This is a genomic window from Streptomyces sp. NPDC110618 (assembly GCF_055657065.1).
Genome location: NZ_JBVKBN010000005.1, coordinates 99,284 through 111,424 on the forward strand (window position 1 = coordinate 99,284; position 12,141 = coordinate 111,424).

10 protein-coding genes are annotated in these 12,141 nt (G+C 70.8%); 5 read left to right on the plus strand and 5 right to left on the minus strand.

The window, feature by feature from the left end:
• Positions 1 to 47: 47 nt before the first annotated feature.
• Positions 48 to 1,373 carry a DUF2252 domain-containing protein gene (locus ACZ7L7_RS11535; protein ID WP_285513146.1) on the minus strand — a complete coding sequence of 442 codons (1,326 nt, stop codon included), beginning with the start codon at positions 1,371 to 1,373 and terminating at the stop codon, positions 48 to 50.
• A 171-nt stretch (positions 1,374 to 1,544) separates the two neighbouring features.
• On the opposite strand from ACZ7L7_RS11535, the gene dnaE reads away from it, so the two are divergent.
• Positions 1,545 to 5,084 carry a DNA polymerase III subunit alpha gene (gene dnaE / locus ACZ7L7_RS11540; protein WP_285513147.1) on the plus strand — a complete coding sequence of 1,180 codons (3,540 nt, stop codon included), beginning with the start codon at positions 1,545 to 1,547 and terminating at the stop codon, positions 5,082 to 5,084.
• Between the two features lie 86 nt (positions 5,085 to 5,170).
• On the opposite strand, the gene ACZ7L7_RS11545 is transcribed toward dnaE, so the two are convergent.
• Positions 5,171 to 5,335, minus strand: coding sequence for a hypothetical protein (locus ACZ7L7_RS11545; RefSeq protein WP_285513148.1), 165 nt, complete (start codon positions 5,333 to 5,335; stop codon positions 5,171 to 5,173).
• A gap of 223 nt (positions 5,336 to 5,558) precedes the next feature.
• On the opposite strand from ACZ7L7_RS11545, the gene ACZ7L7_RS11550 reads away from it, so the two are divergent.
• The 4 genes from ACZ7L7_RS11550 to ACZ7L7_RS11565 all read left to right on the plus strand — a co-directional run bounded on the left by ACZ7L7_RS11550 (position 5,559) and on the right by ACZ7L7_RS11565 (position 9,458).
• Positions 5,559 to 6,773 carry an NYN domain-containing protein gene (locus tag ACZ7L7_RS11550; protein WP_453608059.1) on the plus strand — a complete coding sequence of 405 codons (1,215 nt, stop codon included), beginning with the start codon at positions 5,559 to 5,561 and terminating at the stop codon, positions 6,771 to 6,773.
• Between the two features lie 106 nt (positions 6,774 to 6,879).
• Positions 6,880 to 7,854, plus strand: a complete 975-nt coding sequence (locus tag ACZ7L7_RS11555) for an ABC transporter ATP-binding protein (RefSeq protein ID WP_285513150.1) — start codon at positions 6,880 to 6,882, stop codon at positions 7,852 to 7,854.
• Between the two features lie 85 nt (positions 7,855 to 7,939).
• Positions 7,940 to 8,764, plus strand: a complete 825-nt coding sequence (locus ACZ7L7_RS11560) for an ABC transporter permease (RefSeq protein WP_285513151.1) — start codon at positions 7,940 to 7,942, stop codon at positions 8,762 to 8,764.
• Between the two features lie 34 nt (positions 8,765 to 8,798).
• On the plus strand, positions 8,799 to 9,458 hold the full coding sequence (locus tag ACZ7L7_RS11565) for a hypothetical protein (RefSeq protein WP_472075663.1): 660 nt from the start codon (positions 8,799 to 8,801) through the stop codon (positions 9,456 to 9,458).
• A gap of 374 nt (positions 9,459 to 9,832) precedes the next feature.
• Here ACZ7L7_RS11565 and ybaK read toward each other — a convergent pair whose 3' ends face one another.
• Genes ybaK through ACZ7L7_RS11580 form a run of 3 tightly spaced genes read right to left on the minus strand, consistent with a single transcriptional unit; the run spans position 9,833 to position 12,096 of the window.
• Positions 9,833 to 10,324 carry a Cys-tRNA(Pro) deacylase gene (gene ybaK, locus ACZ7L7_RS11570; protein ID WP_285513153.1) on the minus strand — a complete coding sequence of 164 codons (492 nt, stop codon included), beginning with the start codon at positions 10,322 to 10,324 and terminating at the stop codon, positions 9,833 to 9,835.
• Positions 10,325 to 10,330: 6 nt separating this feature from the next.
• Complete coding sequence (locus ACZ7L7_RS11575) at positions 10,331 to 11,071, minus strand: LON peptidase substrate-binding domain-containing protein (RefSeq protein WP_285513154.1); 741 nt, start codon at positions 11,069 to 11,071, stop codon at positions 10,331 to 10,333.
• Between the two features lie 11 nt (positions 11,072 to 11,082).
• Positions 11,083 to 12,096 (minus strand): hypothetical protein, encoded by a 1,014-nt coding sequence (locus ACZ7L7_RS11580; RefSeq protein ID WP_285513337.1) that lies wholly within the window; start codon positions 12,094 to 12,096, stop codon positions 11,083 to 11,085.
• Between the last annotated feature and the right edge of the window lie 45 nt (positions 12,097 to 12,141).

The following is a 12,141-nucleotide window of genomic DNA, read 5'->3' on the forward strand; positions in this document are numbered from 1 at the left end:
GAGGGCTGTAAGGGATCCCTAAAGGGTCCCTGTGAGCGCTCCTCGGGTCACAGGCCGGGGATCCGGCCGTTGCGGAAGAGGTCCACGAAGATCTGGTGGTCGGCACGCGCGCGTGCGCCGTACTCGTGGGCGAAGTCCACCAGCAGGTCGGCGAAGCCGTCCTCGTCGGCGGCGAGGGCCGCGTCGATGGCCCGCTCGGTGGAGAACGGCACCAGGGACTCGCCGGAGGTGTCGTCCGCCGCCGCGTGCATCGCCGCCGTCGCCCGGCCGAGGTCGGCGACCACCGCCGCGATCTCCTCCGGGTCGTCTATGTCACTCCAGTCGAGGTCCACGGCGTACGGCGAGACCTCCGCCACCAGCTGGCCCGCGCCGTCCAGCTCGGTCCAGCCCAGCCACGGGTCCGCGTGCGCCTGCAGGGCGCGCTGGGAGATCACCGTGCGGTGGCCCTCGTGCTGGAAGTAGTCCCGGATCGCCGGGTCGGTGATGTGCCGGGAGACCGCCGGGGTCTGGGCCTGCTTGATGTAGATCACGACGTCGTTCTCCAGGGCGTCGCTGTTGCCCTCCAGCAGGATGTTGTACGACGGCAGCCCGGCCGAGCCGATGCCGATCCCGCGACGGCCCACGACGTCCTTCACCCGGTAGGAGTCCGGGCGGGCCAGCGAGGACTCCGGGAGCGTCTCCAGATAGCCGTCGAAGGCGGCCAGCACCTTGTAGCGGGTGGCCGCGTCCAGCTCCACGGACCCGCCGCCCGGGGCGAACCGGCGCTCGAAGTCCCGGATCTCGGTCATCGAGTCCAGCAGCCCGAACCGGGTCAGCGAGCGGGCGTCGCGCAGCGCGTCCAGCAGCGGGCCGGTCGCGGTGTCCAGGGTGAAGGGCGGCACCTCGTCGCTCTTGGCGCCGGTCGCCAGCGCGTGGATCCGCTCGCGGTAGGCGGCGGCGTAGATCTCCACCAGCTCGGTGATCTGCTCGTCGCTGAGCGCCTTGGCGTACCCGATCAGCGCCACGGAGGCGGCGAAGCGCTTGAGGTCCCAGGTGAACGGGCCGACGTAGGCCTCGTCGAAGTCGTTGACGTTGAAGATCAGACGGCCGGTGGAGTCCATGTACGTGCCGAAGTTCTCCGCGTGCAGGTCGCCGTGGATCCACACGCGCGAGGTGCGCTCGTCCAGGAACGGCCCGCCCCGCTTCTCGGCGTCCAGGTCGTGGTAGAAGAGGCACGCCGTACCGCGGTAGAACGCGAACGCCGAGGCCGCCATCTTCCGGAACTTCACGCGGAACGCCGCCGGGTCGGCGGCCAGGAGCTCGCCGAAGGCGGTGTCGAAAACGGCCAGGATCTCCTCGCCGCGCTGCTCGTCGCTGAGCTTCGGGACCGACATCGCTGGGTGCCTCCTGGTGCAGTGCCTGTACGACAGCGTCTCTGCCGTACCCAACGCACGAAGGTACGTGGGAGTGCCCCCGGAGTGTCAGTCCCCCGGCATAGACTTCGACGCTGACCCCGGATCTGTCCGCCCGCCCGTCGCCTAGTGTTTCCCTCTGGAGGCCCGACCGTGTCAAAGCCGCCGTTCACGCACCTGCACGTCCACACCCAGTACTCGCTGCTGGACGGTGCCGCGCGGCTGAAGGACATGTTCAACGCCTGCAACGAGATGGGCATGACGCACATCGCCATGTCCGACCACGGCAACCTGCACGGGGCGTACGACTTCTTCCACTCCGCGAAGAAGGCCGGAATCACCCCGATCATCGGGATCGAGGCGTATGTCGCCCCCGAGTCCCGGCGGAACAAGCGCAAGATCCAGTGGGGCCAGCCGCACCAGAAGCGCGACGACGTCTCCGGTTCCGGTGGTTACACCCACAAGACGATGTGGGCCGTGAACAGCACGGGGCTGCACAACCTCTTCCGCCTGTCCTCCGACGCCTACGCCGAGGGCTGGCTGCAGAAGTGGCCCCGGATGGACAAGGAGACCATCTCCCAGTGGTCCGAGGGGATCGTGGCCTCCACCGGCTGCCCCTCCGGCGAGGTCCAGACCCGGCTGCGCCTCGGCCAGTTCGACGAGGCGCTCAAGGCCGCCGCCGACTACCAGGACATCTTCGGCAAGGACCGGTATTTCCTGGAGCTGATGGACCACGGCATCGACATCGAGCACCGGGTCCGCGACGGCCTGCTGGAGATCGGCAAGAAGCTCGGCATCCCGCCTTTGGTCACCAACGACTCGCACTACACCTACGCGCACGAGGCCGGCGCCCACGACGCCCTGCTGTGCATCCAGACCGGCAAGAACCTCTCCGACCCGGACCGCTTCAAGTTCGACGGCACCGGCTACTACCTGAAGTCCACGGACGAGATGTACGCCATCGACTCCTCGGACGCCTGGCAGGAGGGCTGCGCCAACACGCTGCTGGTCGCCGAGATGGTCGACACCACGGGCATGTTCGAAAAGCGCGACCTCATGCCCAAGTTCGACATCCCCGAGGGCTACACCGAGGTCAGCTGGTTCAAGGAGGAGGTCCGGCGCGGCATGGAGCGCCGGTACCCCGGCGGCATCCCCGAGGACCGCCAGAAGCAGGCCGACTACGAGATGGACGTCATCATCTCGATGGGCTTCCCCGGGTACTTCCTCGTCGTCGCCGACTTCATCATGTGGGCCAAGAACAACGGCATCGCCGTCGGCCCCGGACGAGGCTCCGCGGCCGGCTCGATCGTCGCGTACGCCCTCGGCATCACCGACCTCGACCCGATCCCGCACGGCCTGATCTTCGAGCGGTTCCTCAACCCCGAGCGCATCTCCATGCCCGACGTCGACATCGACTTCGACGAGCGCAGGCGCGTCGAGGTGATCAGGTACGTGACGGAGAAATACGGCGCCGACAAGGTCGCCATGATCGGCACCTACGGCACCATCAAGGCCAAGAACGCCATCAAGGACTCCGCGCGCGTGCTGGGCTACCCGTACGCGATGGGCGACCGCATCACCAAGGCCATGCCCGCCGACGTCCTCGGCAAGGGCATCCCGCTGTCGGGTATCACCGACCCCAGCCACCCCCGCTACTCCGAGGCGGGCGAGGTCCGGGCGATGTACGAGAACGAACCGGATGTGAAGAAGGTCATCGACACCGCCAAGGGCGTCGAGGGCCTGGTCCGGCAGATGGGTGTGCACGCGGCCGGCGTGATCATGTCCAGCGAGACCATCACCGAGCACGTGCCCGTCTGGGTCCGGCACACCGACGGCGTGACCATCACGCAGTGGGACTACCCGAGCTGTGAGTCGCTCGGCCTGCTGAAGATGGACTTCCTCGGCCTGCGCAACCTGACGATCATGGACGACGCCGTGAAGATGGTGAAGTCCAACAAGGGGATCGACATCGATCTCCTCAGCCTCCCGCTGGACGACCCGACGACCTTCGAACTCCTCCAGCGCGGCGACACCCTCGGCGTCTTCCAGTTCGACGGCGGGCCCATGCGCTCCCTGCTGCGCCTGATGAAGCCCGACAACTTCGAGGACATCTCCGCCGTGTCGGCCCTGTACCGGCCGGGCCCGATGGGCATGAACTCCCACACCAACTACGCGCTGCGCAAGAACAAGCAGCAGGAGATCACCCCGATCCACCCGGAGTTGGAGGAGCCGCTGCGGGAGGTCCTGGACGTCACCTACGGCCTGATCGTCTACCAGGAGCAGGTGCAGAAGGCCGCCCAGATCATCGCCGGGTACTCGCTCGGCGAGGCCGACATCCTGCGCCGCGTCATGGGCAAGAAGAAGCCCGACGAACTGGCGAAGAACTTCACCATCTTCCAGGCGGGCGCCCGCAAGAACGGCTACAGCGACGAGGCGATCCAGGCCCTGTGGGACGTGCTGGTGCCGTTCGCCGGCTACGCCTTCAACAAGGCCCACTCGGCCGCGTACGGACTGGTCTCGTACTGGACCGCCTACCTCAAGGCCAACCACCCCGCCGAGTACATGGCGGCGCTGCTGACCTCCGTCAAGGACGACAAGGACAAGTCGGCGGTCTACCTCAACGAGTGCCGCCGCATGGGCATCAAGGTGCTGCCGCCGAACGTCAACGAGTCGGTGCACAACTTCGCCGCCCAGGGCGACGACGTGATCCTCTTCGGCCTGGAGGCCGTGCGCAACGTCGGCACCGGCGTGGTCGAGTCGATCATCAACGCGCGCAAGGCGAAGGGGAAGTTCATCTCCTTCCCCGACTACCTGGACAAGATCGACGCCACCGCCTGCAACAAGCGCACCACCGAGTCGCTGATCAAGGCCGGCGCCTTCGACACCCTGGGCCACACCCGCAAGGGCCTCACCGCGCAGTACGAACCGATGATCGACAACGTGGTCGCGGTCAAGCGCAAGGAGGCCGAGGGCCAGTTCGACCTCTTCGGCGGCATGGGCGAGGAGGAGACCAACGAGCCCGGCTTCGGCCTGGACGTGGAGTTCACCACCGAGGAGTGGGAGAAGACCTATCTGCTCGCCCAGGAGCGGGAGATGCTCGGTCTGTACGTCTCCGACCACCCGCTCTTCGGTCTGGAGCACGTGCTGTCGGACAAGGCGGACGCGGGCATCGCCCAGCTCACCGGCGGTGAGCACGCGGACGGCGCGGTCGTCACCATCGGCGGCATCATCTCCGGCCTGCAGCGCAAGATGACCAAGCAGGGCAACGCCTGGGCCATCGCCACCGTCGAGGACCTCGCCGGTTCCATCGAGTGCATGTTCTTCCCGGCGACCTACCAGCTCGTCTCCACCCAGCTCGTGGAGGACGCGGTGGTCTTCGTCAAGGGCCGCCTGGACAAGCGCGAGGACATCCCCCGGCTGGTCGCCATGGAGCTGATGGTCCCCGACCTGTCGACGGCGGGCACCAACGCGCCGGTCGTCCTCACCATCCCCGCGGTCAAGGTGACCCCGCCGATGGTCAGCCGGCTCGGCGAGATCCTCAGCCACCACAAGGGCGACAGCGAGGTCCGGATCAAGCTCCAGGGCCCCACCAGGACGACCGTGCTGCGGCTGGACCGGCACCGCGTCAAGCCGGACCCGGCGCTCTTCGGCGACCTCAAGGTGCTGCTCGGGCCGTCCTGCCTGGCGGGCTGAGACCGCACAGCGCGCGAGAGGGGCGCACCGGTGTGCCGGGTGCGCCCCTCGTCATGTGCCTGGGCTCAACGCCCATTATGAAGATGTCAGTTGTGACCGAACCTCTTCTGCTTGCCCTTGCGCGCGATGTCGCTCGGCGTCACCTGGGACATGCGCTGCTCGGCCTGCGCCTCCATCGAGGACTGCTGGGCCTGCTGCTGTCCGCGCTCGGACTGGGGCTGCTTTCGGTCACGGTTCTTGTTCTTGGCCATGGTGACTGCCTCCTGCGGGGGATCTAGGGGCCAGGGCCGCGACCAGACTCACATAGGCTGATAAGGAGCGCATTTCGGAAAACTACCCTGTGTAACGGCGCTCGTTCGAGCCGCTCACCCCGAAACGCCACGCCGAAGATCGAGTTCCGGCCGTTAACCTTCGCGCGGTCGGGCAGACTCGAAGGAAGCCCGAAGCAAACCTCCCGGAAAGAGGGTGGATCGCGTGGACCGCTGCATCGTCCTGGTGGACGCCGGGTATCTGCTGGGGGCCGCCGCCTCACTCCTCGCCGGGGAGCCGTCCCGCTCCCGGATCACCGTCGATCACACGGCCCTCATCCAGGGCCTGCGCGAGCGCGCCGAATCGGATACCGAACGGCCACTGCTGCGCATCTACTGGTTCGACGGCGCCCCCGACCGGGTTCCGCAGCCCGAGCACCGCCGACTGCGCGTGATGCCCCGGGTCACCGTCCGGCTCGGCGCACTGACCCGCAGCGACGGACGCTGGGCCCAGAAGGGCGTGGACGCCGCGATGCACGCCGAGCTGACCGAGCTGGCCCGCAACCGCGCCTGCTCCGACATCGTGCTGGTCACCGGTGACGGCGATCTGCTGCCCGGCATGATGGCCGCCAAGGAGCACGGCGTCGCCGTCCACCTGTGGGCCGTCCAGGCCGCCGACGGCGACTACAACCAGTCCGAGGACCTGGTCGCCGAGGCCGACGAACGGCGCGTGCTGGACCGTACGTGGATCACCAAGGCCGTACGCGCCAAGGAACTCGGCGGCATCTGCGCCCCGCCGCCCGCCCCCCGGCCCGAGATCGCCGCGATCCTCTCCGCCCCGCTGCCCGACTCCGCCCTCACCGCCGCCGAACGGCCCACCGAGGAACGCACGCACCGCGCCCCGGCCGACGCGACCGGGAACGGCACCGCCGAACGCGTCCCCGCCCCCAAGGGTGTCCCCACCCCCAAGGACCTCGCCGCCCTGCGCGCCCACGGCAACGCGCCCGCCCCGCAGCCGGCCGCGACCCTGCGCTGGTCCTCCGACAAGGGCTGGGTCGACCGCCCCGGCACCGCCGCCGAACCGCCCGAGATCGCCTCCATGCCCACCCTCGCCCAGCTCACCACCGCTGAGCAGCGCTGGGCCGACCGCGAGGAGGACATCACCACCGTCGGCGGCGACCCCTACGAGGTCGGACAGGTGTTCGCGCGGCGCTGGGTGGAGCGGCTCGGCGACCAGGGCCACCTCCAGCGGCTGTCGGGCATGTACCCGCGCATCCCGCACCGCATCGACGGCGAGCTGCTGCGCTACGCCGCCCGCTTCGGCCTGCTCGCCCACAAGGACGACCAGATCGACGAGCACGACCGGTACGCGATCCGGGCCGGATTCTGGCGCGAGATCGATGTGCGCACGGCCACCGAACACGCTCCGGCCGGGGAGTGAAACGGCACATACGCCGCCCCAAGGACGAGCCGAGCCCGCCGACCCCGTAGTCTCATCCCTTGTGAGTACGCGCGCGGCACAGGCACTTCGGCCCCCCGGGGATGTCGTGTGCGCCGTGCGCGGACTGACCAAGACCTATCCGGCGGTACGCGCCCGGCGCGGCGCCCCCGGCACCCCCGAGGTACGGGCCACCGACGACGTGGAGCTGGACATCCGGCGCGGTGAGATCTTCGGGCTGCTCGGCCCGAACGGCGCCGGCAAGACCACCCTGGTACGGCAGCTCACCGGGCTGATGCGCCCCGACCGGGGCAGCGTGGAGATCCTCGGCCACGACATCGTGCGCCACCCGGAGCGGGCCGCGCGCATCCTCGCCTACCTCGGCCAGGAGTCCTCCGCCCTCGACGAGCTGACCGTCTCCCTCGCCGCCGAGACCACCGGACGGCTGCGCGGCCTCGACGTGCGCACCGCGCGGGCCGAGCGGGACGCCGTCCTGGAGGAACTGGGCCTGACCCAGCTCGCCGGACGGCCGCTGAAGAAGCTCTCCGGCGGCCAGCGCAGGCTCGCCTGCTTCGCCGCCGCCCTCGTCGGGCCCCGGCCGCTGCTCGTGCTCGACGAACCCACCACCGGCATGGACCCCGTCGCCCGGCGCGCCGTCTGGTCCGCCGTCGACCGGCGCCGCGCCGAGCAGGGCACCACCGTCCTGCTCGTCACCCACAACGTCATCGAGGCCGAGACCGTGCTCGACCGGGTCGCCGTGCTCGACCGGGGACGCGTCATCGCCTGCGACACACCCGGCGGCCTCAAGGAGCAGGTCGCCGGGGAGGTCCGGGTCGACCTGGTGTGGCGGGAGGCCGCCCCCCTGCATGTCCCCGAGGTGGCCGCGCTGCAGGACCGGGTCGTGGAGTCCGGCCGCCGCTGGACCCTGCGGCTCGCCCCCGACGAGGCCCGCGCCGTCGTCGCCACCGTCACCGGCGGGGCCGCCTTCGCCGCCCTCGACGACTTCACCCTCGCCACGCCCAGCCTGGAGGACGTGTACCTGGCCCTCGGCGGGGCCGCGCAGCAAGGGCTGGTGAAGGCTTGAGCGCGACTGGGTCGGAGTTGAGTACAACGAGCGTCGCATTCGTACGGAACGGGACTGCCGCCGCAGCGAAGAGGAGCAGCGCCACGTGAGTGTCGTACCCGCCGAGGTTCTGCCGGCCGGCACGCGGGCCGCGGACGAGTCGCCCGCCGCGGACGCGGCCGAGCTCGCGCCCGCGGCCCGGCTGTGGCCCTCGCTGTGCGCCGTGTACCGGGCGCAGCTGTCCCGTGCGCGGGTCGCGCGCATCCCGCTGCTGTTCGTGGCGACCTTCCAGTCGGTCGGGATCATGATCCTGATGCGCGGGGTCGTGGACGGCGGCGCCGAGGCGCGGGCCGTGGTGGCCGGGTCCTCGGTGCTCGTGGTGGCCTTCGTCGCGCTGAACCTGCTCGCCCAGTACTTCGGGCAGCTGCGCTCCAGCGGGGGGCTCGACCACTACGCCACGCTGCCGGTGCCGCCAGCCGCCGTGGTGCTGGGCGCGGCGGGCGCGTACGCCTCCTTCACCGTGCCCGGGACCGTGGTCACCGCGGTGTTCGGGTGCCTGCTCTTCGGGCTGCCGCTGACCCACCTGTGGGTGCTGGCGGCGGTGATCCCGCTGGCCGGGGCGGCGCTCGCCGGGCTCGGCGCGGCCCTGGGACTGCTCGCGCCGCGGCCGGAGCTGGCGACCGTGCTGGGGCAGCTGGGCATGTCCGCGGCACTGCTGCTGGGGGTGCTGCCCGCCGAGCGGATGCCCGAGGTGGTGCGGCTGGCCCGGGATCTGCTGCCCTCGACCTACGGTGTGGAGGCCTTCGCGCGGACCTTCGGGGAGCGGCCGGACTGGGCGTTCGTCCTCGGTGACCTCGCCGTCTGCGGGGTCGTCGGGTGCGTTTCGCTGGCCGTGGCGACCTGGGCGTACCGCAGGGCGGCCGTCCGGTGACGCGGCTCGCCGTCCGGCCTGGCACGATGTCAGGGTGACCGCACCGTTGACTCCGCCGCCTCCGCCGCGTGACCAGTCCGCCCACACCGAGTGGCGGAAGCCGCAGGTACCCGGTGGGCCGGCGCCGTATGGGTATGTGCCGCCGCCCTCGTACGGGGACGGCGGGCCCGGGATGAAGGCCGAGCTGCGGGAGGGCGCCGTGGTGACGGTGGCTGTCGCCGTGTGCGGGGTGCTGCTCGGGGTGCTGTGGTGGTGGCTGGCGCCGCGGGTTCCTCTCGTCGGGGACGTCGTCGACGGGGGCTGGGCCGTCTACTTCAAGGACACCGAGGGGGAGCAGGCGGTGGGCGTCGACGGGACGTTCACGCTGTTGGCGCTCGGGTTCGGGGCGGTCAGTGCGGTGGTGGTGTTTCTGCTGCGGCGGCGTGGGGGTGTGCCGCTGGTGGTGGGGCTGACGGTCGGGGGAGTGCTGGCGTCGCTGATCGCGTGGCGGGTGGGGGTGTGGCTGGGGCCCTCGCAGGATGTGATCGCGCATGCCAAGTCTGTGGGTAAGGGGGTGACGTTCTCGGCGCCGTTGGAGCTTTCGGCGAAGGGGGCGTTGCTGGTGTGGTCGGTTGCGGCGCTGGTGGTGCATCTGGGGGTTACGGCGTTGTTCGGGCCGCGGGATCCGGATCCGTTCGAGCAGTACCGGGCGTAGTGGGTGGCCGTCGTTCTTCTCGCCCCCGCCGCCCCTTCCCGTCCCGTCCCCAGGGGCTGCCGCCCCTTCGACCCCGCCCAGGGGGCTCCGCCCCCTGGACCCCCGTCGGCCTGAACGGCCTCGTCCTCAAACGCCGGACGGGCTGATTTACCCGGCCGGTGTTCTCAAGCGCCGGACGGGCTGAGATGCCCCGCCCGGCGTTCTCAAGCGCCGGACGGGCTGATATACCCGCCCGGCGTTCCGGAGGCTCAGCCTTGCCTACGCCGGGCGCCTGCCGTGGTTGGACTTTGCCTTGCGGACGCGCCATTTGCGTTTTCTTGTTTTCTTCGACATGTCCTCTCTCAGTAGTGGAGCGGAGAGGAACCGTCGAGGTGCTAAACGCGCCCGATCGGGGCGAGGGTCGCGTTCGTGAGGGTGGCCAGGTCCTTGGGGTCCAGTTCGATCTCCAGGCCCCGGCGGCCTGCCGAGACGCAGATCGTGGTGTGGGACGTCGCCGACGCGTCCAGGACCGTGGGGAGCTTCTTGCGCTGGCCGAGGGGGGAGATGCCGCCGCGGACGTAGCCCGTCGTGCGTTCCGCCTGGGTCGGGTCGGCCATCTGGGCCTTCTTGCCGTTCACCGCTGCTGCCAGGGCCTTCAGGTCCAGTTGGCCCGCTACCGGGACCACCGCCACCGTCAGCTTGCCGTCGACCTCCGCCACCAGTGTCTTGAAGACGCGGTCCGGGGAGACGCCCATCGCCTCCGCCGCCTCCTCGCCGTAGGACGGGTGGGACGGGTCGTGCTCGTAGGCGTGGGTGGTGAAGGGGATGCCCGCTGTGGTCAGGGTCACTGTCGCGGGTGTCCCGGCCGACTGTCGCTGCTTCGCCATCGCTCCTCAGTTCAGACTCGTCGGCGTGCGGGTCAGCTCCGCCGCCGGAAGTGAGGGCAGGTTACGGATGATCGAGGTCTCCGCGCGCAGCAGTTTCAGCTCCTCCCGCAGCCGGGAGGCGATGTCGGGGGCCTGGAGCAGGCGTTGCTTGGTGGGGGTGTCCAGCATCATCGCCGCGGCCACCAGGTAGGAGACCACCGAGGGGTCGTCGGGGAGGTCCGCCCCGGTGGAGAGGGAGCGTTCTCGGGCACCCGCCAGTCTCTTCTGGTACTGGCGGAACGCCCTCAGTACGCCCTCCGCCAGTGCTCCCGCCTCGTCGCCCTGTTCCTCCGGCAGTTCCTCCAGCTCCGCCGTCAGGAAGGGGCCGCTCGCGTCCACCGACAGCAGCCGTACCCGCGTCGTGCCCGTCGCCAGTACCTCGAACGTGCCGTCCGCCCGCTCCCGGATCGTCGCCGCGTCCGCGACACAGCCCGTGGAGTGGAAGGACTTGATGGGCTCGGCGCCGAAACCGGCCGCGGGCCCCCGCTGCGGCAGGGCCGTCGGGTCGGGCATGCCCGGCGCGCTCGGTGCCACCTCGTGGCCGTCGCGGATCGCCACGACGGCGAAGCGGCGCGGTTCCTCCTCGGGGGTCTTGATCAGTTCGCGCATCATGGCGCGATAGCGCTCCTCGAAGACGTTCAGAGGAAGCACAAGCCCCGGGAACAGTACGGAGTTCAGGGGGAAGAGCGGCAGCCGGACGGTGGTCACGACGGTAGAGCCTAATGGTCCGCGGGGCGTGCGCGTCCGTGCTGCCCGCCCGTCGGACGCCCCGGGGGCGCGTACAACTCCTCGCGCACCCGCAGACAGTGGCCCAGCGGGTCGTCCGAGAACCGGTCCCAGGGGAAGGACGTCGCGTACGGGCCGGTCAGGCGGACCTGGTCCCGGGCGTCCGCGATCCGGCCCAGGCGGAGCAGGACGAAGGTCAGCAGGTTGCGCAGCTCCGCCGGCCAGGGGTCCGCGGCCGGCAGCGACGCCGACAGCTCCACCGCCCGGTCCGCCGCCGCGTCCAGCCTCGCCCTCGGCACCTGAGGGCCGTCGCCGTCCGTCAGGCAGGTGAAGGCCGCCCTCAGCGGCAGGGCCTGGACCGGGCTGCCGGGCGGGGCGTCCTGCGCGGCGCGGTCGGCGAAGTTCAGGCACTCGCGGTGCGAGCCATGCCAGAAGGACGCCAGATAGCGCAGGGCCGCGACATGGCAGCCGTAGTGGTGGGGGGCCCGGCGCACAGCCGCCTCCCACAGTTCGGCGACATAGCGCGGGCCCGCGCCGGAGCCGCGCGCGTGGTCCAGGGCGATCCGCCAGGGCACCGGGTCCCGGTCGTCGCCGTGCGCCGCGGCGGTGACCAGGGGGCTCGCCTCGCGCAGTACTTCGGCGCGGGCCGGGGAGCGCCAGGCGCGGTCCACCGTCAGCTGGGCGTCGACGACCAGCCGGTCCGGGTCGTGCGGGGCGGCGGCGCGCCAGGCCTCGAACCAGTCCGGGCGGGCGTGGGCGAAGGCGGCGAGCCGGGCGGTGTAGCGGTCCCGGTGCTCCCACTGCCGGGCCGCGCGGGTGGCGGCGAGCAGCTGGGCGGCCGGTGCGTACTCCCCGTCCGCCGCCGCGACCAGGGCCGGGCCCAGCCGGGCGTCGGGCACGTCCAGCAGCACCTCGTCGTCGGCGCGGGCACCGGCGGCGCGGGACGCGGTCCTTGCCATCCGCGGCCCGCGGATGAACGGAAGCAGCAGAGCCATGGTGCCGACCATTGAAAAGCCGCAGGTCGGGGCGGCGCCAGAGGCTCCGGGCAAATC

Coding starts and splice junctions, on each gene's coding strand:
- ACZ7L7_RS11580 (WP_285513337.1), bottom strand. CDS start 12,096: ATGGTCGGCACCATGGCTCTGCTGCTTCCGTTCATCCGCGGGCCGCGG.
- ACZ7L7_RS11535 (WP_285513146.1), bottom strand. CDS start 1,373: ATGTCGGTCCCGAAGCTCAGCGACGAGCAGCGCGGCGAGGAGATCCTG.
- ACZ7L7_RS11545 (WP_285513148.1), bottom strand. CDS start 5,335: ATGGCCAAGAACAAGAACCGTGACCGAAAGCAGCCCCAGTCCGAGCGC.
- ybaK (WP_285513153.1), bottom strand. CDS start 10,324: ATGGCGAAGCAGCGACAGTCGGCCGGGACACCCGCGACAGTGACCCTG.